Source organism: Sphingorhabdus lutea (assembly GCF_001889025.1).
Classification (GTDB): Bacteria; Pseudomonadota; Alphaproteobacteria; order Sphingomonadales; family Sphingomonadaceae; genus Sphingorhabdus_B; species Sphingorhabdus_B lutea.
This window is the reverse complement of the sequence record NZ_CP018154.1, coordinates 1609361-1630641: the sequence shown is the minus strand read 5'-3', so window position 1 is coordinate 1630641 and position 21281 is coordinate 1609361. Positions and strand designations below refer to the sequence as shown.

The following is a 21281-nucleotide window of genomic DNA, read 5'->3' as shown; positions in this document are numbered from 1 at the left end:
CCTTAAAATCCGAATATGGCCTTAAATCCATTCCAAAGGCGGCCAAAAAAACCTGCCTCGTTCACATCTTCTGATGCGACCAATTCCATGCTTTGTTCCGCCCCATTATCAGGTTTTACCACCAAATGGGCAACAACATCGCCGGCCTTTATCGGCGCCTTTATTGGACCTTTATACCGGACGAATAATTTATATGGGCCATCTTCGCTTTTGGGCATTGTTACGGCCAAATCGCGCGGTGCAATTGCATCTATGCTGCCTTGGCTGCCCAATTGCACGGGCACATTATATACCATATTGCCTGATTTATATAATGGCTTGGTTGTCCATGCCTGAAAACCCCAATTCATAAATCGAACAGACTCATCAACACGGCCATTAAAACTGTCCAATCCGGCAACGACCATCACAATACGGCGGCCATTTTGTTCCGCCGTTCCGGCAAAACCATATCCTGCCTCTTCGGTATGGCCTGTTTTCAATCCGTCTGCACCGGCAATTTTACCCAATATAGGGTTTCTATTTGGCTGGCTTATGCCATTCCATTTAAACTCGCTAAGGCCATAAAATTCTTTATATAATTTGGGAAAATCATAAATGGTACGTTGGCCCAATACACCCAAATCCTTTGCGGTGACAAGGGTTCTTCCCTCATCCGGCCAACCATTGCATGTTCCAAATCTGCTATTATTCAAACCAATTTTTTTGGCCGTTACATTCATTAAATTGACAAATTCGGCCTCACTACCTGCAATTCCCTCGGCCAACACAACCGACGCATCATTGCCTGATAAAGTAACAATGCCATGCAATAAATCGGCGACTGTCACCTGTTCATTTGGCTTTAAAAACATGGTGGAACCTTGATTATTCCATTTTTTCCATGTGTCGGGCCGAACTGTAATTTTTTGATTTAATTTTAACTTGCCCTGTTTAATTTGATCAAATGCAACATAAACAGTCATCATTTTTGCCATAGAGGCAGGAGGAATTTGTTTATTTTCATCACGCGCATATAAAATTGCGCCCGATGACAAATCAATCATATAGGCGATGGGCGCCTTTGCATCAAAAGTAGATGCAGCCCCAACAGGTTGAATTATAGCCGAAAAGGCAACAGCGCCAGTGATTATACGGATGATTTTAGACATTATTCCCATTCCAAATGATGATTGGGAATGACGTCCGAGTCACTCCCGATAAAGCTTTGCCCCCGAATAGCCTTGTTGGCGAATAGATTCCAGCTTTCCTTGCGCCTCTGCCTCACTTGAATAAGGACCAAAGCGAACACGGTATAATTTTCCGCTGCTATCCACCATGGTTTTTGCACCTGTTTTGCGCGCCAATGCCTCTGCACGCGAACGAGAACTGAACGATCCAATTTGCACAACATAGCCAGAGGATGCTTGCGTGGCCGCTGATGCAGGCGCCGGCTGTGATGGTTGCCCCTTGCCATTTTCAACTACAAATCGGCCCTGACGATTTTGAGATGCAGGCTTATTATTTTGCGCCGATGGTCGCGCATAGGGCGCACCGGCTACATTATTACGGGCAGTGCCATTTGCGCCCGCTGGAGCGGCGGCTGGTGCAGGGGCAACCGATGCGCGCTTTACCGGCACGGGCTTTGGCAATTTGTTCAAATTATCGCGTAATATTCGAAGCAGTGATTCGGGAGTGTCCAATCTTTGTGTAATTTGAGCCCCTTGACGAAGCACTGCCTTTTCCTGTTCTGGCGGATTAACCTTTCGCACGCGGACGCCCGCCACACCTGCCGACGTAATGCCCAATTGACGTGCTGCGCCTTGGGATAAATCAATCAACCGATCATTGGCAAAGGGCCCACGATCATTGATCCGAACCAAAATAGTACGTCCAGTTTCCAATGATGTTACCTCTACATAACTAGGCAGAGGCAGGGTTTTGTGCGCCGCGCTGATATAATTTGGATTAAAAATTTCACCATTGGCCGTTGGCCGACCGGCCAATTCCTCACCATAATAGCTGGCATAGCCAACCTCATCATAATTGGCGACATCTTGCGGCACATATTTTGTGCCATTCACATCATAAGGAGCACCAATTTTTACAGGAAAATCGGAAATAGAGGCCGGATTATTAACCGGCGCAGTTCGTACATCCTTATTTCCATCTGATGAGCTGCAGCTTTGCAGGAATATTGAAGCCGGCAATAATAAAGCCAGCCCCGTAATTTTGCGTTTAATTAACAAGTTCATCGGCCAATAACCCCACAGATAATGCATAAAAATTAGAACAATTATAATCCAATATCACACGATAATTGCCAGTTAGTAAATATGCGGTTTGCCCCTGACCATCGGGTTCCAACAATACCGCCATTTCATCATCATTGGGCCAATATCCATTTTGCGATTCCATGCCCATTTTTTTCCATTCCGATATTTTACGCCATTGGCTGTGGCGTGCAAATACCCGTTCGCATCGCGGGGAAACGGTTTTACTGGCAATTGCTTGCCTGTCTAAATTATTGGGTGTGTTGACGGCAAAACCCCATTTTTGCCCGCGCCGCCATCCGGCATTTACAAAATAATTGGCAATGGAGGCCATTGCATCAGCCTCACTATTCCAAATATCGGCATATCCATCACCGTCTCCATCCTTGGCAAGGCGAAGATAGACAGAAGGCAAAAATTGCGGCTTACCCAATGCCCCTGCCCAGCTGCCCGTTATGGCATATTGCGGGACGCCGCGATCAATCATTTTCAACACTGCGATTAACTCCGCCTCAAATAAATCGCGCCTGCGTCCTTCATATGCCAATGATGCGAGCGCCTCTGGTGCATTAAAATTGCCGGTATAGCTGCCATAATTTGTTTCATGCCCATAAATGGCCAGCATAATTTCCTCTGGAACGCCCGTTTCACGCTCTATCCGTTCGACCAAAGGACGCAATTCACGATATTTTGCCCGCCCGCGAGAGATTCGCGCCGCATCCACATGGCGGCGTTTATAAGGAGCAAAATTGGGAATCGGCGCATTGGGCTTTCCCTCTGGCTGCCCACGGTCCAGCTCAACCACACGATCATTATACCGAATCCCACTTAGCGCCTTGTCCAGGCTTTGTTGGCTTACCCCCTGGGCTAATGCCTTTGCCCTTACCTCATGCAAATATGCATCAAACCCGCTATTTCCGGTCGATTGTGCATTTCCTGCTGCGCTACTTAATAATAATGTCGCGCCCAATGCCGCACTACTCATTATTGTTTTAAATTGTTTTGATATGATGGGGGTGGCACGAATTTTTGGCAAACTGCTATCCTTTGGGTATTTAATTAATTTTCTCCCTCTCATGGCATATATGCCGCCTTTGGCAAAGCATAAGCCATGTAAAACATCGTATAAAAGGTTCATTTGAGCCATTATTTCATAAAAAATGCATTTTTTTCATCTATTCGATTGAATTATTCGAAATGAACGGCTAATCGGCTTCTCGTTCGATGAATAATCGATGCTCAGGCACGGACAGGTGGCAGAGCGGTTGAATGCACCGGTCTTGAAAACCGGCGTGGGTGCAAGCCCACCGTGGGTTCGAATCCCACCCTGTCCGCCACCAGCAAATCCTGTCTATGATAAACCTGCCTTATCCACCACATTATCGGTGGAATAGGATTTTCGAACCCTTTTTTTTAATAATGCCGCTTTGCGTTACTTACATTTAACGTAAAGCTATTCTTTTAAAAAATATCAATAAATTCTCATAGGCCTGATGAGTTGGATGTGAAATGCTCCATTTCCAACATGCAGCTAATTGTAGCGGAAAAATGATCCAAAGTTGATTTGTCATTCCATGTGGCGTGATCACGGCTCTGGTCATTTAATCTTGTTTCACGTGCGCTAAGCACAGCGCCAAGATAGGATTCCAAGAAAATAAACCGCTGATTTTGTATCTTCCGGCTTTTTATTGGCATCAACTTGCGTAAATGCTCAAGGCATCGTTGATAGCCCGAATTCAAGCACCCAGCCAACGCATCATAGAAAAGATCGTTATGCGACATTGTGAGCATATGTAAAAAACGGTTATATGTATCTGTCTCGCCAGGCGCAGCCAAATTAACGGACGGATATATTAATATATCCACAATCTGGGAAATATTATCCGGACCACCCTCTTTTTCCAGAGCATCAAGCAAAACATTTCGGCGATCATCAATAATTTTTGCTCCATCAATGATAAGTTCGCGAATCAATGCCTCCTTCGAACCAAAGTGATAACCAACAGCGGCAGGGTTTTTCTGACCCGCAGCCTTGGCGATGTCACGCACCGTAACGCCGTCAATCCCTCGATTGGCGAAAAGGCGCTGCGCCTCCGTCTTTAGCCGTTCGACCGAAGGGCTCTGTAACTTTTTAGTCAATTTGTTCATAACACATCATATAGGCTTAGTCTTAGCTGCTTGCAATAATACAATTAATTAATACAATTGCATTATGACGAATCAAACTAATGAAAACCCTATTCCAATCGACCTGGATGCATTGCAATCTTGGATGGACAAAATCGGATTGGAAAGCGGCCCGCTAATCAATGTGAACCTTCTTGCAGGCGGGACACAAAATATCCTGCTTCGATTTGACCGTGGCGGCAAGGAATTTGTATTACGCAGGCCTCCTCTACATTTGCGTAAAAATTCCAATGACACCATGATGCGCGAGGCACGTGTTTTAGAAGCCTTAACTGCAACTAATGTTCCCCACCCCAAATTTATTGCAAGTTGCGACGATACTGATGTGCTTGGCGCCTATTTTTATCTTATGGCGCCGGTTGATGGCTTTAACCCTGCAAATGGTTTGCCCCAACTACATGCCAGTGATCCAGCGATCCGTAATCGCATGGGTTATTCCTACATTGAAGGAATGGCCGCTTTGGGTGCGATAGACTATAAAATGGTGGGCTTAGAAGGTTTTGGTAAGCCCGAGGGCTTTTTAAAGCGCCAATCAAGTCGGTGGATGCAGCAATTGGAAAGCTATGCCTCCTTTGATCATTGGACTGGCTTTAAAGAGCTACCCAATGTTGATAAAATAGTCTCATGGCTGGATGACAATCTGCCTGAAGAATCTGTGCCTGGCATATTGCACGGCGATTGCCATTTGGCAAATACCATGTTTTCTCATGATAGTGCTGAACTTGCCGCATTTGTAGATTGGGAACTGGCCACGATTGGCGATCCCTTAATCGACCTTGGCTGGGTCATGGCCACATGGGCGGATGAGCACACAGCTGTAGTTGGCGATATTAAACCTTGGGAAGGATTCCCAAAACTCGATGAACTTATTTCATATTATGATGAATGCTCGCCGCGTAATTTGGATGCGGTTAATTGGTATGGGGTGCTTGCCTGTTTCAAATTGGGGTCGATATTGGAGGGGACGCATGCGCGCGCAAGTGCGGGCAAGGCACCAAAAGAAACCGGTGATAGTCTACATATGATGACAATTTCACTATTCGATCGCGCGCACCGGTTAATTGCAAAAAATTGAGAGGAATTTATGATGGATGATTTGGATTTTTCAAAAAAGCGCGTGCTGGTTGTTGGCGGCTCTAGCGGTATCGGTAATGGTATTGCCCAAGGGTTTCGTGCACGTGGGGCAGAAGTTCATATTTGGGGAACGCGCACTAGCGCAGGGGATTATTCGGCAGAAGAAGGTTCAAATCTAGAAGGGCTACATTATGCGAATGTCAATGTCGCTGACTATGATGAATTGAATGCTTATGAGCCTGCTTTTGATAGTTTGGACGTACTTGTTCAGTCTCAAGGTTTTGTAAGGTATAAGCAGGCAGAATATGCCAAGCAAGGCTGGGATGAAGTGATGGATATCAACATTAATTCGGTCATGCATACAGCAACAAAATTTAAACCCATGCTAAGTAAAGCCAAAGGCTCTCTCATCATTGTCAGCTCGGTTTCGGGATTGCAGGCAAATATCGGTAACCCAGCCTACGCCGCATCCAAGGCTGCTGCCATCAGCCTAACCAAAACACTCGGCCAGTCATGGGCCCGCGATGGGATAAGAGTGAACGGACTTGCACCTGGACTGGTGCCAACAAAGCTTACCGCCGTCACTACAGAGGATAAGCAGCGCGCGGAGGCATTTTTGCGCACGATACCGCTACGACGCATGGGCACGCCAGAAGATATGGCTGGCGTGGCCTTGTTCCTCGCATCGCCTCTCGCCGCCTATGTACAGGGTCATACCCTAATCGCAGATGGCGGGCTTACACTTTAACGCCCTGCCCAGCGATTTTACCCCTGCTAAGCAATTTCAACCAAAGTAAGAGCAGTATCGCAAATCCAATACTCCGAGCATAGTTTAGGACAATCATATTATGATCTTTGAATATAGCCAAAAAACGCAAGAACTCATCGCCAAATTACAAGCTTTTGTCGATGCGAACATTCTTACCGCGGATGATGAAATTCATGCATGGAATGACGACCCTGCCAATCGCTGGATACCTTGGCCCGGATTGGAACCGCTGAAGGAAAAAGCAAAAGCTGCGGGATTATGGAATTTGTTTTTGCCGGAGGAATATGGCGAATATAGCCCGGGCCTTACCAATTTGGAATATGCGCCCTTGGCAGAGATAATGGGCCGCAATAGTTGGTCTTCTGAGGTATTTAACTGCTCCGCGCCTGATACAGGTAATATGGAAGTATTTGCCAAATTCGGCACCGATGCACAAAAACAACAATGGTTAAAGCCCCTTCTGGCAGGTGAAATACGCTCTGCTTATTTGATGACCGAACCTGATCATGCTTGCAGCGATGCAACAAATGTTCGCACTGAAATTCGCAGTGACGGCGATGACTATGTCATCAATGGCAAGAAATGGTGGATTTCAGGTATCATGGACCCAAGATGCAAAATTTTATTAGTGATGGGGCAAACCAATCCAGAAAATCCACGCCATTCACAGCAATCAACTGTAATCATACCGCGCGACACGCCCGGTGTAAATGTGGTTCGCGCGCAAAAGGTGTTCGGCGATGTCCATTCGCCCGGCGGGCATTGCGAAGTGCATTTGAAAGATGTTCGCATTCCCAAAGAGAATATTATTCTTGGCGAAGGACGAGGCTTTGAAATTGCGCAGGGCCGGCTTGGCCCAGGCCGCATCCATCATTGTATGCGTTCAATTGGTCAGGCGCAATTGGCGTTGGAATTAATGTGTCAACGCGCAACAGAGCGCAAGACATTTGGCAGAATGCTATCGGACCGTTCCAGCATCAGGATGGAGATTGCAAGAAGTTACTGTGAAATTGAGCAGGCACGTCTGCTGACATTAAAAGCCGCCGATGCGATTGACCGTTATGGTGCAAAAAACGCGAAAGACTTAATCGGAGCAATCAAAGTTGTGGCCCCGCAAATGGCGCAGACTGTTGCAGACCGCGCCATCCAGATCTTCGGCGGCATGGGTGTCAGCGACGATGTGCCACTTGCCGCTATTTTGGCGACACAACGTTTCATCCGCCTTGCAGATGGCCCTGATGAGGTGCACGCATCGCAATTAGGTAAGTTTAAAATCGGCCAATATGCCAAGCCCGGTGCTGGCTGGAACGAAATCCCGACCGATTGAGATTATGAGTAAACTGATAGGTGCTGGACACAAACCACTAGACCGGGGGCCAAAGGAGAGAATTCAAAATGCGTAAATGGGTAGTAAAATCCTTTGGTGAACCAAAAGATGTTTGGACGCTTCAAGAAAATGCCACGAGTCTTGAGCCCGGCCCAGGTCAAGTCAAAGTCAAAGTCGAATCCTGCGGCTTGGGCTTACCTGATATATTAATGAGCCGTAATAACTACCCTCTTACGCCGCCACTTCCCTTCACGCCTTCTCAAGAGGCAGCGGGTGAGGTAATTGCTATTGGTAAAGGTGTCGATGAAGCATTGATAGGCACCCGCGTTGTTGGGCCAACGCTTTTTCAAGCACAGGCTGGTGGATTGGCAGAAACATGCCTGATGCGAGCAACTGGCAACGATGATGGTATATTATCTGGTCTGTTGCCGATTCCTGACGGAATGAGCGGCGTAGAGGCAGCGGGCCTATACATACCTTATCAAACGGCATGGGTCGCTCTCGTTCGGCGCGCGAAAATCACGAAAGATGATGTGGTGCTGGTACTCGGTGCGTCGGGCAGTTCGGGCAATGCTGCGGTTCAATTGGCAAAAGCCAAGGGCGCCCGTGTCATAGCAGTTGCAGGTGGGCAGCAAAAAGCCGCTTTTTGCAAAAGCATCGGCGCTGATGATGTCATCGACAGACGGGAGCAAGATATTACCGAAGCTGCGCTAAAGCTTACCAATGGCAAAGGTGTTTCTATTGTATTTGATCCCGTTGGCGGCAAAGCGGCGCGCGCTGCTTTTAAGGCTACCGCCTTTGAAGGACGATTTGTTATTATCGGCTATGCCAGCGGAGATTGGGCCCGCATCGCATTAGAAGAAACCGTGATGAAAAATATTTCTTTAATGGGCGCAATGCCAGTTGGATGGAGTGCAGTTGAGGTACTTGCCTCCCATCAAGATTTAATCAAACATTGGCAAGATGGCACAATTAACCTTTCAAATAGCCAAGTCTTTGATTTTGATGATGCCGTGACAGCAGCAACATATATTGCCGAAGGAAATGTCGAAGGCAAAGTCGTTATCAAGTTAAATGGGTCCCGTTAAAAGAAAGAAATTATAGTAAGCATATGTCCTTAATTTTATTTCATACACCAAAAGCACGCTCACTTAGGCCACTTTGGTTACTCGAGGAGATGGGGATAGATTATGATTTGAAAGTCATGCCCTATGATGCTGAATATTTTGCATCTGATGCCTATAGAAAAATTAATCCGATGGGCAAAGTTCCAGCATTTTATGATGGTGATCAGCTTATTTTAGAATCTACAGTAATTTTGCAGTATATTCTTGCTAAGCATGGCCCATCTCCTTTCAGCGTTGAACCTAATGAGAATGACTTTGGCTTCTATTTGACTTGGCTGCATATGGCCGAGAGCGGCCTATCACATTATCTCGCTGTGTATCTTGGACAGATGATAGGCATTGATACATATGCAGTTTCCGAAGGCTTTGAAACTTATGTAAAATATCAAGCCGATAAGGCTTTAGAGATGCTCGACAATCATCTTATAGAAAGATCATTCATTGCCGCCAATAGGTTCACTGCGGCAGATATTTCAGTTGGTTATAGTTTGTTTTTGGCAAATTCGATTTGCGGTCTTGCTTTGCCAAATCGTGTGCAGGCTTATTTTGAAAGATTACAAGATCGCCCAGCATGGAAAAAAGCGGTTTCGATTAAGGGATAAACATTATGAAAGCTCTAATATTCAATGGCCCGCGCGATATTCGTTACGAAGATTTTAAAGATCCCGAGCGCACTATCGACAATGCTGTTATAATGAAGGTCAAAAAATGCAGCATTTGTGGATCGGACCTGCATATTTATCACGGCGATCAGATCGGCAAGAAAAACTATGATGCGGATCAGCATAAATTTTGTGTGGGCCATGAATTTATTGGCGAAGTTGTCGAAATCGGACCGGATGTACATGATTTAAAGGTAGGAGATCAGATATTGTCCGCAGGCGGCACAGGGTGCGGGAAATGCACATATTGCCGCACAGCTAATATCTGGAAATGCAAGCGGGCAACGGCTTTTGGTTTGAGTAATGAGATGAATGGCGGTCAAGCAGAATTTGTGCAAATTCCAAATGCTGACCGAACCTTGATGCGAATTCCTGAAGGAGTCGGCGACGAACAAGCCATGTTGCTGACCGATGCCTTGGCCACAGCCTCCTTTGGCATTAATAATACAGGCTTGCTTCCTGGTCAGTCTTTGGCGGTTGTGGGACTTGGCCCAATTGGGTTATTGGGTATTGAACTCGCCTTTCTGCGCGGCGCGTCCCAAATTTTTGCAATTGACCCTGTTGCTGGACGCCGCGCACAAGCGGAAAAACTTGGCGCCATTGCATTCGCGCCGGGTGATGAGGCAATTGGTGCCATCGTTGAAGCCACCAAAGGCGGTGTACACTGCGTATTCGAAGCATCAGGCGCAAGCTCTGCCGTTGCATCAACCTTGCCATTGGTTAGGACGGGCGGCGGGCTGTCCTTCATAGGATTGCCTCAGCCCGGAGTGGCGTTGCCGCTCAATCAAATTCTATATAAAGGCATTACTGTAAAAGCAGGCGTTGCTCCTGTCCAAGATCTTTGGGAGCCTCTCATCCCCATGCTACAATCGGGTCGGCTAAAAGCCACTGGATTATTTTCGCATCATATGGACCTTGCCGATGGAGCACAGGCTTATAAGATTTTTGATGCTCGTGCTGATAATGTGGTTAAGATCATGATGAATGTTAATTAAGAGCTGAGACTTACTATGATAAAACGGGACCTGCATTTTATAATGTAAGTCCCGCGTTTACAATATGCCCTTCACCTTGTGTATAGGCCTGCATAAATGCCTATTATGTGCAAAATTTTGCAAAAAATAACGTAAGTTAAAGCTATAATTAATCGGCTAAACTTCTGTATTAATAATTTTAGAGCCGACATAGCGCAGCTGTAAACTGATATAGAGAGAGCTTATGAAAAATTATAATAAAAATATGATTGGATTTGCGGCAACTTCCCTCCTTTACATTAGCGGGTTGCCAAGCGCTTACAGCCAAACATTAAGCTTAATTCCTTTGGCACAAGAAGCAGAACATCCGTTTGTAAAGGATGGCTTTTGTTGGATAGCAGGTGTTGATCGAAGCGCACAAGGTGCAGCGATATATTTGACTCAACGCCAAGAAATATATGTGACGCCATCTAATGGTAAGCCAGCACCAAAATTAGACATGCTAGATCTAAATATTAGCAAGTCAAAAGTAACTGGCGGCATGACAGTTGAATGTGAAAAAGCGCGTTTTGAATATGCTAGCGAAAATGATGAATATGGCGTAATTACAGCCTATTATGGCGATAATGGTTCATTATATTTTGAACCTAAAGGCAATTGCTGGCAGCTTACATCCTCTAACATATTTAAGCGGCCAGCTGGGGATCGGCATGTAAATTAAAACTATTAAAAGGCTCTTATGATGTGGCGATACCAAGCCACGTCATATAAATTCACGACCATCATGTTCTGAAATTAAACCGTTGCTTCTCATTAGGACGTAGGCACTATGTACTGATACGGCGCAAAATAAGGTGTATTTACGGAACAAATTGCATGAAATGTCCAGAGCTGGCCTGATTCAAAGCTTCTCTATAATTTTCATAATTATTATCACCTGGATAAAGAACACCACAATTTGATATCATTGCTTCTTCAGTTGTCATCAAAACTATGGGGCAAGCGATGGGAACTCCATGAGCACCCTGTGTCATCGCAATGGTAGACAATAAATCAATCAAGCCATTATTTTTTGGCGACCGCCCCAATATAATGGTGCGATATTGGCCTTCTGAATTGGTAACAAGATAAATATGACCGGAAAGAATGGAAATGGACACATGGCCCTTTTGTTCAAACCATTTGTCAGTCCGACCACTTTCCGAAAAAGCTAAATGCCCCGCTTCTTCATCCCAAAAAATATGTGTAATATAAGTAGATATTCCCAATTTATCGATAAAACTAGGCCTTATGGTTAAATAGCGACCTTTAATCCATTTGATAGAGGCGCGAGAATATGAACCCATTGAAAGCGGCCCTACTTGACCTCCTCCTATGTGTTTTTCATTTTCCTTACTATATCCTTTTAATTTTTGATTAAGCTCATCCTCAATCTTAACCAATGTAGCCAGGGTTAGAGGACGCTGGCCCGATAATGTTTTTTCTAATGTAGAATGCTTATCCGTGTGGCATCAGCCAAAGACTGACGCGACATCTAGCGATGAGTGAGCTCTTTCTTGATTTTAACAACAATATGTTCATTTGTCTCTGAAACGAAATATTTATCCATTGCCATTAACTAACTCTCCTAAAATGTTTTTTAACATTTAATTTGAATTAGTGTACCCATAAACACGGTAGAAATTTGCAAAAATATTTAAAAAATGTACTTATTTTGCATTGCACATGCCTATTCTATACCAGCTAGCTTATTTAATGAAAATTTTTAATAAAATTGAATATCGACCATAAAATGAAATGCGAATATTTTTCTTAACTCAACTCCTAACCTTCTTATTTAAGAAGGAATATCCGAGTCTGCTTTTTTGATAAGGATATAAAACTTCGCCCAAGATAATGCCGTAAAGCAACTGACAAAGACCGACCTGAATATTGAATCAGATGAAACATGCAGCTTAAACCAGCAAATCATTTTCAATCCGCTAAACCGTCGCTATGAATTTAATATGACAGGCCCAAATTGCAGTGATTTTCTTTTTGGTTATGAAGAATGAGAAGTAGCACTTATTCGCCATAGATTCTGCTCCCCTCTCCTTCAATTAAGGGCTGGACAATGTAAATAATGTGTCGCATTGTCCATCGTTATCAATTTCTTTGGAGGGGAGTTAATATGGCATTGGTACCCAATGTTTCTGCGACTGATGGGCAAAATTCATCAAATTCTTCCGGTTCGTCAATACAGGCGCCCGGATTGCAAATTTTCGTTTTTGCGTTATTTTTTATTTTTGGAGGAATAACATCGTTAAATGATGTCATTATTCCAAAATTAAAAGAGCTATTTACACTTAATTACACACAGGCAATGTTGGTGCAATTTTGTTTCTTTACTGCATATCTGGTTGTTGGGATTCCTGCGGCAAAGCTGGTGAAAAAAATTGGATATATGCGCGGCGCGGTTGCTGGATTATTGACCATGATGATTGGCTGTTTGCTCTTCATTCCCGCTTCGCAAACCGCCACCTATGCTTTATTTTTATTCGCCTTATTCATTTTGGCAAGTGGCGTTGTGTTGGTGCAAGTTGTAGCAAACCCGCTCATTTCCTTATTAGGCCCAACGTCAACATCGCATAGCCGCCTTACCTTTGCACAGGCTTTTAATTCATTGGGTACGACATTATTTCCTATTTTCGGATCAATTTTAATTTTGGGCGGTCTTGCATCGTTAAGCGCAGAACAACTTTCCGGCGCCGAATTGGATGCATATCGAACCGCCGAAAGCCAAGCCATTGTTAATGGCTATATCGGTATTGCGATTGCATTGGCCGTTGTTGCCTTTGTTGTTTGGATGTCGCGTAACCGTTTAAAGGGTGAACAGCATGAGGCAAGTAAAGGCTTTGCCGGATTCGACCTATTGAAACGTCAACGTTTTGGTTTTGGCGCATTATGCATATTTTTATATGTCGGGGCAGAGGTTGCCATTGGCTCATTGGTCGTCAATTATTTGATGCAATCACATGTTATGGGATTGGAAGAACAAGCCGCTGGCAAATTAATCGCTGTTTATTGGGGCGGTGCAATGGTGGGCCGTTTCATTGGATCGGCTGTGCTTCGCATGATGAGCCCTGGCAAGGTTCTTTGCACTGTGTCTATTGGGGCAATTTTATTATTGGCCATTTCCACACATACAACAGGAATGATTGCAGGCTATAGCCTGTTGGCCATTGGGTTGATGAACGCCATTATGTTTCCCACTATTTTCTCGCTTGCGTGTGAAAATTTGGGAAGCCGGGCGGCCGATGGTTCGGGCATAATAAATGTTGCCATTTTTGGCGGCGCGGTCATTCCCTTGCTCACCGGCGTTATTGCAGATTGGTCAGGCAGCTTGTCCATAGCCTTCATCCTCCCTGCCCTATGCTATGCCATTATCGCATATTTTGGGTTTTATGCGCGCCGCCCTGCGGAATGATGAAATATATAGGTTAAATAAATTATTATAATTTTAAAAAATAGCGGCCATATTTTAAAATGGTCGCTATTTTTATATCCCTATGCCTATTATTTAATAAAAATTATTAAAAAGCATAACCAACATCAAAGATGAACTTTTGTGTATCAACGCCAAAGCCCTTGGCATTATAATCGGCATATTTCAGGCCAATTGAAAATTTACTCACCTTAAATCCCAATATCGCGTCAATCTCATCGCCATAGGATATATTCAATTTATCACTGTCAAATTTATGATAGGTGGCAGCAATATTTAACCCAGGCAGGAATTTTATGCCCGCCAATTTCTTGCTAAACATAACATAATAATCCTGCAGCCCATTGGTCGGTGTGCTTAAAAATAAATCGGCATAGCCATTAAATTTATGCAAAGTGGCAAATGGGGTTTGAAAACGCGCGCCCAAACCATCTGCGCCCAATTTCTCATAACCAAGGGTAAGACCAAATCCCGCATAGGATGCAGCCCCCTCTGCGGCGATATAATCCACCGAATAATTTCCAGGATTCGCCTTATAATTTGATTGCTGGGCATAGCTGGCGGCAAAATTGATATCCAATCCCTTGGCCAAGGGTAATTTCATCGTCGCCCGTGCGCCATAGCTTTGCGTGGAAGATAAAGAGACAGGCTGTCCTAAATCATAATCAATTAAATAAGAAAAAGCCTTTATATTAAGTGGTCCTAATTTTGCCGCTGCGCCCAAAAATATAAAATCGCCATCAAAATGTTCGCGCACGCCGGCATCCACGCCAAATATAGTGCGCTGTGATGTGGCATAGGTGGCATCCAATGTTAACGGCTTTATCGCATCAATTGAAACGGTGACTGCATCAAATGTCTGTTCATTTTGCCGCCAGCCCACATTTCCGACGAAACGCTGATCATCAATATTTATACGTTGACGCCCAACTACAATCTTCCCCTTCCCCTTTGCCATATATTGCAATTGCAACCGGTTTAACTCAATATTTTGGGGATCAGCAATGACAGAGCGAGCAATATTACCATTTGTCGTGCTGTTATAATCATTGATTATGCCTAATGTTGCCTCGCCCTCAGCCAGAAAGGAAAGGCCGCTTTTATGCGACAAATCCACCCCTGTTCGCATCCGAATGGTAAGCGCGTCTGCATCAGTTAGTGGCTGATCCACCGTTTCAAGGCGCAGCCGCGCATCAAAAATTGGCTTAATGCTAATTTCCTCTGCCTGAGCTGTTGAAGTAAAAGCACATGCAAATACGCCAAAGCTGGCAGATAATATGATTTTATATTTATTTTTCATGTAATTTCCCCTGGGAGTAGTGTGTAAAGATTATTATTACGCTGCTTTGATAGCATCATCACCTTTCCATAAACGTGCAAAAATGCAGCATTTTCTGCCGAAATGAAGATAAATATATGGATAAATCCTGCCCATATTGATGTGGGAACAGGCGAATAGAAATTTCTGATCGAAAACAGGCCTGCACAAAGCGGCCTTTAGAAATATTTGATGAAAGTAAATTTTACAATGTCGAACAATGGCAGATAAATATATTATCGCTGCCAATATACCAAATTTATCAATGGGTTCGAATCTCAATGAAGACTCCATTAGTGGATATGTTCGTCCATTAAATAAGTCTATTTACTTCGCACTTGCAACATTTATATTTCGCAACTGCAACATTTTTTAAATAAAAATGCTATTTACGGAACTCGCCGAAGTGCTAGTAATTTTTCTTTCAATTCCGTTTTGGATGCTTTCCAATATGTTGGTCTGATTTCAACTATAATATTGGCCCGTGTATAATGTAGAGCACCACTATTTAAACCTTTTTGATATTGCATAAATGCACCATCCTCATCGCCTTCAATTTTTTCAACCATGCCGGCATCAAATTGATGCATTGATGCTTTGGTTTGTTCCAAATATTGCGGGTCAACCCAAGTGAAATTGACATAAAATGTTCCTAGGCCGTTTTTTTCTTCATATTTACAATCCGCAGTCCCATAGCTTTGCCAGCCGGAAATATTGGCTTTTCCTGCCGATGAAGACCATCCGGTTGCCTTGCTAACCTCCTCCACTGATAAAATGCACGGGTTAAAATCTTTCGATTTGTCCACCATATTATTCGATATATTCTTATTGGATATGGCATTTTGTTTATGTGCCACTGCAGGCTGAGATTTCGTATTTTTTGATTTTGCAATAGCCTCATCTTCTCCACCACCACAGGATGCAAGTAGAATGAATGAGCCAGAAATTACAAAAAAATGTTTATTTACCCTCATAATTTTTCTCCATTATATCTTGTTTTTTCATAAAATGTCCCATGACCGAATTCGCTATCTATTTTGGTAGTAAATGATAAAAAAAGCAGATGGGTAAGAAGGAATCATTAGAGGCTTTTGACGCCACTATTTCAGACATTTATGAGGCTGCGCTAAATCCCGCGCATTGGGATGTTGCGCTCACCGCCATTGCCAGTAATTTTGCGCCCATGAATGCAGATGTCGGCATGCTATTGTGGGAAAGAGTTTCTCCACCAGCTGGACGTTTTCTTGGCGCTACGGGAGTAAATGAATTTGCCCGTCAGGGTTTTTTAAGCTTTTTTGCTGGTCAAACACCTTGGAGCATAGCTGGGCATAACTTACCCGTTGGTGCAGTTGCGTTTAGCGACAATATAGTCCCGCGTGAACAATTTAAACAAAGCCCCTTTTATCAAGATTTTTTGAAAAATTGGGGAATAGAAATTGGTGTGATATCCTGTCTTGACCGCATTGGCAGCGACCATTTGGGTGTATGTTTTGCCGGAACGGCCATGTATGACATGACCGATTTAACTCGCAATATGCGCCGCCTTGTCCCCCATTTACAACGAGCAGCAAGAATAAGCCGCCGCATTGGCGAGGCGGATTTACGTGCCGCCAATGCAGAGGCTGCGTTAAACCAATCGCCCTCGGCTATATTTTGTTTGGGAAGTAATTTAGAATTATTACATGCCAACCATGCCGCAGAAAAAATTTTATCCAATGAGAATTTTTTTATCGTCGTGGACAATAAATTACGTGCCAATAGGCCCGAAATGCACGGACGGCTAACCACATTGGCGCAATCTGCGGAGGATGACGCTGTTCAGGAAAGCGCACGCGCAGTAAGCCTACAATTCGAACGTGATGGACTTCCCCAATTTTACGCTTTGGCGATGATAGTTGATGCGACCAAAGGACATAGTTTCGAGGGAAGCATTGACGGCATGAAAATTATGATTGTCGGCGGCGCACAGCATAATATGTCATTAGAAACGATGGATCATCTTCGCAGCTGGTTTGATTTAACCCCCGCAGAGGCAAGGCTTGCCGCATGGATTAGTACCGGCGGCAATATTGAAGATTTTGTGAGAATGAGGGGCGTTTCTATCAATGCCGGACGATTTTTATTAAAAGCAATATTTTCAAAGACGGGCGTTAACCGTCAAAGCGAACTTGTCGCCTTGCTGCATGAAGTCCCGATGCAGTGGATTAAACATTCAGAGAAAAATCCCATTGATGATTATCCAGCAGGGAAAATTATACTACCGAAATAGGTAGCGTAACATAAAATTAAGCAGCGCATACTCATCCCATCGATTCAGGAATGGGAGTAAATTATGCGTTTAGCATTATTTGATATTTATGATAAAATTTTTAATAAACGACCCATCATCTGGGTAATGACTATAATATGCTTTATTTGTGCAGCATTTATTTTTCCAATCTCAAAGCATGACCGCCTTAATGCGCAAGAAGTAGGGCAGACTATTGGCGGATGGGAACGGCATCCTTCCCAATTGACTGATGCTCAATCATTTAAATTATATAATGAAAAGGCGCGTTTTAAACCAGGATTGTATCAATTCCGGTCAGTTAATTCGGGCCATTGCATGACATATAAAGCATGGGAAAATTTTGCCAGTTTCAAAACAGATGAATGTATTAAAAATCATGTCTTTTACATTCTTCCTCATCATGAAGGCTATACCATTAGGAGAGTTTTAACCGGCTCATCAGCCGCGTATGATCCAGAACATTTACGCGGATGCACCACCACTGGTCGAGGCAATGTCATTGGCACAAGGCATTTTAATATATTAGCATGTGGCGTGCCCAATAATGCCGATAGCTGGGAAATGGCAGGTGATCCGGACCAAATATTCTCAATCCATATGGTGGGCAGAGGCCCTTTATTTGAAATTAGACCCAATAATATTGAAGGCGACTGCATTTCCATCGCCCGAAATTCAATTGATAAAGAAGCCGCAATCATCAGTTGGGCATGTAATGGCGAGGCTGGCCAACGTTTTGAGATAAAATTAATAAAGGAAATTGAACCTTTATTAGAAGCAAAATTGCTTGAACGACATGGCTGGATAAAGGGCCCTGATAGCTGGCAGCTTATTTCCCCTGCTGGCGGCGTGGATATGCCAGGGGGCAATTATAATGAATTTGAAACCATTGACGATAATGGCAAATATTGCGCCCTGGCCTGTGTTCAAAATGGCATAAGCTGCAAGGGCTTTACATGGACGGCAGCAGGTTTCGACCGGTCAAAACCTATGTGCCAATTAAAATCCACCCTCACCCAACCCATTAACCGCGGCCCGTCCAGCACCAATGATATATTTAGCGGCATCGTCCGCAGGTAATCTATAAATATCCATTTTAGTTTTAAGGATCACATCATGCTAAAATCTAAATTATTAGCCCAAAAAATTGGCTTTCTTACACTTGCCTCAATTTCAATATCGCTGCCCATTATGGCGCAGGATAATAATCCGGTTTTTACAATGCCGCCCGTTCAATTAGAGGTGACACCGCCCAAGGGGCCCATTGCCACATTACAGTTGGCAAAGCCTCTATCTGCATCTCAGAAAAATTTATTATTTCCTCAACAATATCCCTCTCCAGGCCTTTATTCCATTGAAACGGTAAAGGATAATAAATGCATATTCCTACATAGCCGCAATGCAGGAACCAAGCCTATAATAATGGATAAAAGCTGTAATGATTATTTTAATGGCGCAGAGAAAAACTTAAAATTTACCCATATTTTTATGATTTTGCCACAGCCAGAGGGCGGGCATATATTAAAACCATCCCCCTATGAAGTGATCAGCACCGGTGAGATGCGTCAGGCAAGCCAAATAAGCACCACAGGTTGCTTGGCGGTGGATAATTGGTCAGTCGGTTCTATTGGACCATATTCCATATTATTAACTTCTTGTGGAGATTCTAATAACCGAAAAGACAGCTCATTTTTCAACCCCACACCCATATTAGTCTCCGAACGCTCGACCGATAATAGCAGGGTTAAATTAAATAATTTGCGCGGTAATATATGGGAATTTCAGCTTGCCGTAAATCCGTATACTTTATCAAATGAGGATTTTGGCGACCATAACAAGGATGAATGCTGGGGACTTCGCAACGGTTCATCGGAATATAAAAATGACCTTATTCGATGGTCCTGCAATGGCCAAATTGATCAACAATTTAAATTGGTAAAAATTGACGACCTGCCAAATAATTTAGACGTTATTTCCGAACTTAATTATTATGGGTGGTTTAACGGTCCAGATGGATATTTGCGTCTATCACCTGTGCCTTCAATTCGCATTACCAATTTGGAAAGCTATGGCAATTGGCCTATATGGGGCGCAACGCCCGCCGATGGTGCGATGATTTGCGCCAAAAAATGTCTCGCCGATGGAAATTGCAGGGCATATAGCTGGTCCGAAGCGGGATATGCCAACAGCTATGGCTACCCTAGTTGCACGTTAAAACGTGGCGGCGGGCAAATTATGGCGGACAGCCTGCCCGGATATGAAAACAAACTGATTAGCGGGGTCCTGCGGCCATGAAAACAGGATTAAATATATATAAGGGGTTGGCGATTATTGCGCTATTTTCTGGAACCTTAGCCATTGGTCAATCTAGTATCTTAACATTGGAACAACGTATATCATTATATGGGCCGGATCATTTACGCGCCGGCATTTATTCCATTGCTGTTGTAAATACCGATCTTTGCCTTGAACAAAAAATCAATGCTGCATGGCCTCAACAGCCGCATATAACCGCGCAGACATGTAATATACGCAATAATTTGCAACATTTTGTTATCATCCCAACAATACAGCGTAATGACAGTTATACTATACGCCCGCTTGTTGGGAATGGCGATGCCACCCGCTTAAAGCTATGCGCCACAACGGCGAGTAAATCAATCGGACCAAATCAGATCAATTTGCGCGAATGCAATGGTAATACAGGACAAGAACAAATTTATAATTTTGTTGCATCCGGTAATTCAAATCATTCGGAAATAAGAGAAGCAAAAAACAGCGGGGCAGAATGTTGGTCCATTCGCGGTGGCAATTTAAATATAGGGTCGGATGTTGTAAAATGGGCCTGTCATCATGGGGCGGATCAAAATTTTGCAATTTCTTATATTGGTCCAGTGCTACAGCCAGTTGAACCATTAGCTTTTAATGCTGTGCAATATTATTTTGCAGCAGGTATAGGATATCGCCGTTTGTCCAAAACCGCATCAATTGACCTTCCGGGCGGCGATATGATCAGTTTTGAAACCATTGAAGATAAAGGCGAATATTGTGCCGCCCGATGTCATAGTGATATCAATTGTAAAGCATATACATGGAAATCAGCTGGATTGGATACAGTAAAACCCATTTGCTATTTGAAGAATATTGTGCCGCAACCTGTCAATCGCGGCGCCGAAAATCAAGATGATATTAACAGTGCAATTATGTCTCAACCATAATCATGTTCCTCAATAGGAGTAAGAATATGCATAAAATTGGCAAAATTATATTATTAATAACCTTATGTTGCTCATCCGTTTCGCAGGCCCAATTTCTTCCCAAATCAATATCAAATGATGCCCAAATAGTAAAAAATTTGGCGAACAATAAAATAGATATAAGCGGCGTTTGGGATTTACATATTGGTACAAACAGGGATGCCGTGATGGCAGAGGCTAGCTTAGATGAATCAATATCTGGCTGGTCAAGCTTATATATAAAGTTTACATCATTAGGTGCTGGTAATTACAACGCCGCATATATCCATCCGAAATTATCGGGCCGCGCACCACCAAATTGTCCATATGATGCAAAATTTAATGCGCAAATAAAATCATCCACTGATAATATAAATTTTGGATATCCGGTAATGACCATGTTTGATTATGGTAATTTTTCCTGCGCCTCTCCGGAGATTTTGGCGTATCAGGTATGGGCCGGCACTCTTCGTGAAGCAGGGGTTGGCGCAAATCTTCCACGCTATATTCAAGGCACTATTTATAATAATAACGGTAATGAATCATATTTTGTGCTTGTTTATAATAGCAAGCTTTCCATGTAA

General features: G+C 43.6%; 20 protein-coding genes and 1 tRNA gene. 14 read left to right on the top strand and 7 right to left on the bottom strand.

Annotated features, from left to right (window positions below):
• Window positions 1-2 precede the first annotated feature (2 nt).
• Genes LPB140_RS07785 through LPB140_RS07775 form a run of 3 tightly spaced genes read right to left on the bottom strand, consistent with a single transcriptional unit; the run spans window position 3 to window position 3237 of the window.
• The gene (locus LPB140_RS07785) at window positions 3-1151 is read right to left on the bottom strand and encodes a D-alanyl-D-alanine carboxypeptidase family protein (protein ID WP_072559348.1); all 1149 of its coding nucleotides are present in this window, start codon (window positions 1149-1151) and stop codon (window positions 3-5) included.
• Between the two features lie 39 nt (window positions 1152-1190).
• On the bottom strand, window positions 1191-2234 hold the full coding sequence (locus LPB140_RS12450) for a septal ring lytic transglycosylase RlpA family protein (protein WP_083550176.1): 1044 nt from the start codon (window positions 2232-2234) through the stop codon (window positions 1191-1193).
• Window positions 2218-3237: a lytic murein transglycosylase gene (locus LPB140_RS07775; protein WP_072560661.1), complete on the bottom strand. Its 1020-nt coding sequence runs from the start codon at window positions 3235-3237 to the stop codon at window positions 2218-2220. The genes LPB140_RS12450 and LPB140_RS07775 overlap by 17 nt, the downstream gene beginning before the upstream one ends.
• Window positions 3238-3499: 262 nt before the next feature.
• Here LPB140_RS07775 and LPB140_RS07770 point away from each other — a divergent pair.
• A tRNA-Ser gene (locus LPB140_RS07770) sits at window positions 3500-3589 on the top strand.
• 145 nt (window positions 3590-3734) lie between these two features.
• Here LPB140_RS07770 and LPB140_RS07765 read toward each other — a convergent pair.
• Window positions 3735-4400: a TetR/AcrR family transcriptional regulator gene (locus tag LPB140_RS07765; RefSeq protein WP_072559347.1), complete on the bottom strand. Its 666-nt coding sequence runs from the start codon at window positions 4398-4400 to the stop codon at window positions 3735-3737.
• A gap of 64 nt (window positions 4401-4464) precedes the next feature.
• Here LPB140_RS07765 and LPB140_RS07760 point away from each other — a divergent pair, with 64 nt between their 5' ends.
• The 7 genes from LPB140_RS07760 to LPB140_RS07730 all read left to right on the top strand — a co-directional run bounded on the left by LPB140_RS07760 (window position 4465) and on the right by LPB140_RS07730 (window position 11093).
• Window positions 4465-5514 carry a phosphotransferase family protein gene (locus tag LPB140_RS07760; RefSeq protein ID WP_072559346.1) on the top strand — a complete coding sequence of 350 codons (1050 nt, stop codon included), beginning with the start codon at window positions 4465-4467 and terminating at the stop codon, window positions 5512-5514.
• A 9-nt stretch (window positions 5515-5523) separates the two neighbouring features.
• Window positions 5524-6261, top strand: coding sequence for an SDR family NAD(P)-dependent oxidoreductase (locus LPB140_RS07755; protein ID WP_072559345.1), 738 nt, complete (start codon window positions 5524-5526; stop codon window positions 6259-6261).
• Between the two features lie 100 nt (window positions 6262-6361).
• Entirely contained in the window at window positions 6362-7609 is a 1248-nt protein-coding gene (locus LPB140_RS07750) for an acyl-CoA dehydrogenase family protein (RefSeq protein WP_072559344.1), read from the top strand.
• Window positions 7610-7677: 68 nt separating this feature from the next.
• Window positions 7678-8697, top strand: a complete 1020-nt coding sequence (locus tag LPB140_RS07745; RefSeq protein ID WP_072559343.1) for a zinc-binding dehydrogenase — start codon at window positions 7678-7680, stop codon at window positions 8695-8697.
• Between the two features lie 23 nt (window positions 8698-8720).
• Window positions 8721-9338, top strand: a complete 618-nt coding sequence (locus LPB140_RS07740; RefSeq protein ID WP_072559342.1) for a glutathione S-transferase family protein — start codon at window positions 8721-8723, stop codon at window positions 9336-9338.
• A 5-nt stretch (window positions 9339-9343) separates the two neighbouring features.
• Window positions 9344-10393: an alcohol dehydrogenase catalytic domain-containing protein gene (locus LPB140_RS07735; RefSeq protein ID WP_072559341.1), complete on the top strand. Its 1050-nt coding sequence runs from the start codon at window positions 9344-9346 to the stop codon at window positions 10391-10393.
• Between the two features lie 223 nt (window positions 10394-10616).
• Window positions 10617-11093: a hypothetical protein gene (locus LPB140_RS07730; RefSeq protein WP_072559340.1), complete on the top strand. Its 477-nt coding sequence runs from the start codon at window positions 10617-10619 to the stop codon at window positions 11091-11093.
• A 139-nt stretch (window positions 11094-11232) separates the two neighbouring features.
• On the opposite strand, the gene LPB140_RS12195 is transcribed toward LPB140_RS07730, so the two are convergent.
• Window positions 11233-11814, bottom strand: a complete 582-nt coding sequence (locus LPB140_RS12195) for a transcriptional regulator (RefSeq protein WP_156874171.1) — start codon at window positions 11812-11814, stop codon at window positions 11233-11235.
• A 728-nt stretch (window positions 11815-12542) separates the two neighbouring features.
• On the opposite strand from LPB140_RS12195, the gene LPB140_RS07720 reads away from it, so the two are divergent.
• On the top strand, window positions 12543-13838 hold the full coding sequence (locus LPB140_RS07720; protein WP_072559339.1) for a sugar MFS transporter: 1296 nt from the start codon (window positions 12543-12545) through the stop codon (window positions 13836-13838).
• Between the two features lie 106 nt (window positions 13839-13944).
• Here the strand turns inward: LPB140_RS07720 and LPB140_RS07715 are convergent, their stop codons facing one another.
• On the bottom strand, window positions 13945-15156 hold the full coding sequence (locus LPB140_RS07715; protein ID WP_072559338.1) for an alginate export family protein: 1212 nt from the start codon (window positions 15154-15156) through the stop codon (window positions 13945-13947).
• A 407-nt stretch (window positions 15157-15563) separates the two neighbouring features.
• Entirely contained in the window at window positions 15564-16148 is a 585-nt protein-coding gene (locus tag LPB140_RS07710) for a hypothetical protein (RefSeq protein ID WP_072559337.1), read from the bottom strand.
• An 89-nt stretch (window positions 16149-16237) separates the two neighbouring features.
• On the opposite strand from LPB140_RS07710, the gene LPB140_RS07705 reads away from it, so the two are divergent.
• The 5 genes from LPB140_RS07705 to LPB140_RS07685 all read left to right on the top strand — a co-directional run bounded on the left by LPB140_RS07705 (window position 16238) and on the right by LPB140_RS07685 (window position 21281).
• Window positions 16238-17443, top strand: a complete 1206-nt coding sequence (locus tag LPB140_RS07705; protein WP_072559336.1) for a helix-turn-helix transcriptional regulator — start codon at window positions 16238-16240, stop codon at window positions 17441-17443.
• A 336-nt stretch (window positions 17444-17779) separates the two neighbouring features.
• Window positions 17780-18541 carry a PAN domain-containing protein gene (locus tag LPB140_RS07700; protein ID WP_198024090.1) on the top strand — a complete coding sequence of 254 codons (762 nt, stop codon included), beginning with the start codon at window positions 17780-17782 and terminating at the stop codon, window positions 18539-18541.
• A 36-nt stretch (window positions 18542-18577) separates the two neighbouring features.
• Window positions 18578-19756: a PAN domain-containing protein gene (locus LPB140_RS07695; protein ID WP_156874169.1), complete on the top strand. Its 1179-nt coding sequence runs from the start codon at window positions 18578-18580 to the stop codon at window positions 19754-19756.
• On the top strand, window positions 19753-20679 hold the full coding sequence (locus LPB140_RS07690; protein WP_072559333.1) for a PAN domain-containing protein: 927 nt from the start codon (window positions 19753-19755) through the stop codon (window positions 20677-20679). The genes LPB140_RS07695 and LPB140_RS07690 overlap by 4 nt, the downstream gene beginning before the upstream one ends.
• A gap of 137 nt (window positions 20680-20816) precedes the next feature.
• Window positions 20817-21281 (top strand): hypothetical protein, encoded by a 465-nt coding sequence (locus LPB140_RS07685; protein ID WP_156874168.1) that lies wholly within the window; start codon window positions 20817-20819, stop codon window positions 21279-21281.

Bases quoted from the DNA above. Each gene is read 5' to 3' on its own strand.
- LPB140_RS07735 (WP_072559341.1), top strand. From the start codon at position 9,344: ATGAAAGCTCTAATATTCAATGGCCCGCGCGATATTCGTTACGAAGAT.
- LPB140_RS07710 (WP_072559337.1), bottom strand. From the start codon at position 16,148: ATGAGGGTAAATAAACATTTTTTTGTAATTTCTGGCTCATTCATTCTA.
- LPB140_RS12450 (WP_083550176.1), bottom strand. From the start codon at position 2,234: ATGAACTTGTTAATTAAACGCAAAATTACGGGGCTGGCTTTATTATTG.
- LPB140_RS07730 (WP_072559340.1), top strand. From the start codon at position 10,617: ATGAAAAATTATAATAAAAATATGATTGGATTTGCGGCAACTTCCCTC.
- LPB140_RS07715 (WP_072559338.1), bottom strand. From the start codon at position 15,156: ATGAAAAATAAATATAAAATCATATTATCTGCCAGCTTTGGCGTATTT.
- LPB140_RS07775 (WP_072560661.1), bottom strand. From the start codon at position 3,237: ATGAGTAGTGCGGCATTGGGCGCGACATTATTATTAAGTAGCGCAGCA.
- LPB140_RS07745 (WP_072559343.1), top strand. From the start codon at position 7,678: ATGCGTAAATGGGTAGTAAAATCCTTTGGTGAACCAAAAGATGTTTGG.
- LPB140_RS07760 (WP_072559346.1), top strand. From the start codon at position 4,465: ATGACGAATCAAACTAATGAAAACCCTATTCCAATCGACCTGGATGCA.
- LPB140_RS07700 (WP_198024090.1), top strand. From the start codon at position 17,780: ATGACATATAAAGCATGGGAAAATTTTGCCAGTTTCAAAACAGATGAA.
- LPB140_RS07750 (WP_072559344.1), top strand. From the start codon at position 6,362: ATGATCTTTGAATATAGCCAAAAAACGCAAGAACTCATCGCCAAATTA.
- LPB140_RS07785 (WP_072559348.1), bottom strand. From the start codon at position 1,151: ATGTCTAAAATCATCCGTATAATCACTGGCGCTGTTGCCTTTTCGGCT.
- LPB140_RS07740 (WP_072559342.1), top strand. From the start codon at position 8,721: ATGTCCTTAATTTTATTTCATACACCAAAAGCACGCTCACTTAGGCCA.
- LPB140_RS07720 (WP_072559339.1), top strand. From the start codon at position 12,543: ATGGCATTGGTACCCAATGTTTCTGCGACTGATGGGCAAAATTCATCA.
- LPB140_RS07765 (WP_072559347.1), bottom strand. From the start codon at position 4,400: ATGAACAAATTGACTAAAAAGTTACAGAGCCCTTCGGTCGAACGGCTA.
- LPB140_RS07755 (WP_072559345.1), top strand. From the start codon at position 5,524: ATGATGGATGATTTGGATTTTTCAAAAAAGCGCGTGCTGGTTGTTGGC.
- LPB140_RS07705 (WP_072559336.1), top strand. From the start codon at position 16,238: ATGGGTAAGAAGGAATCATTAGAGGCTTTTGACGCCACTATTTCAGAC.
- LPB140_RS07690 (WP_072559333.1), top strand. From the start codon at position 19,753: ATGAAAACAGGATTAAATATATATAAGGGGTTGGCGATTATTGCGCTA.
- LPB140_RS07695 (WP_156874169.1), top strand. From the start codon at position 18,578: ATGCTAAAATCTAAATTATTAGCCCAAAAAATTGGCTTTCTTACACTT.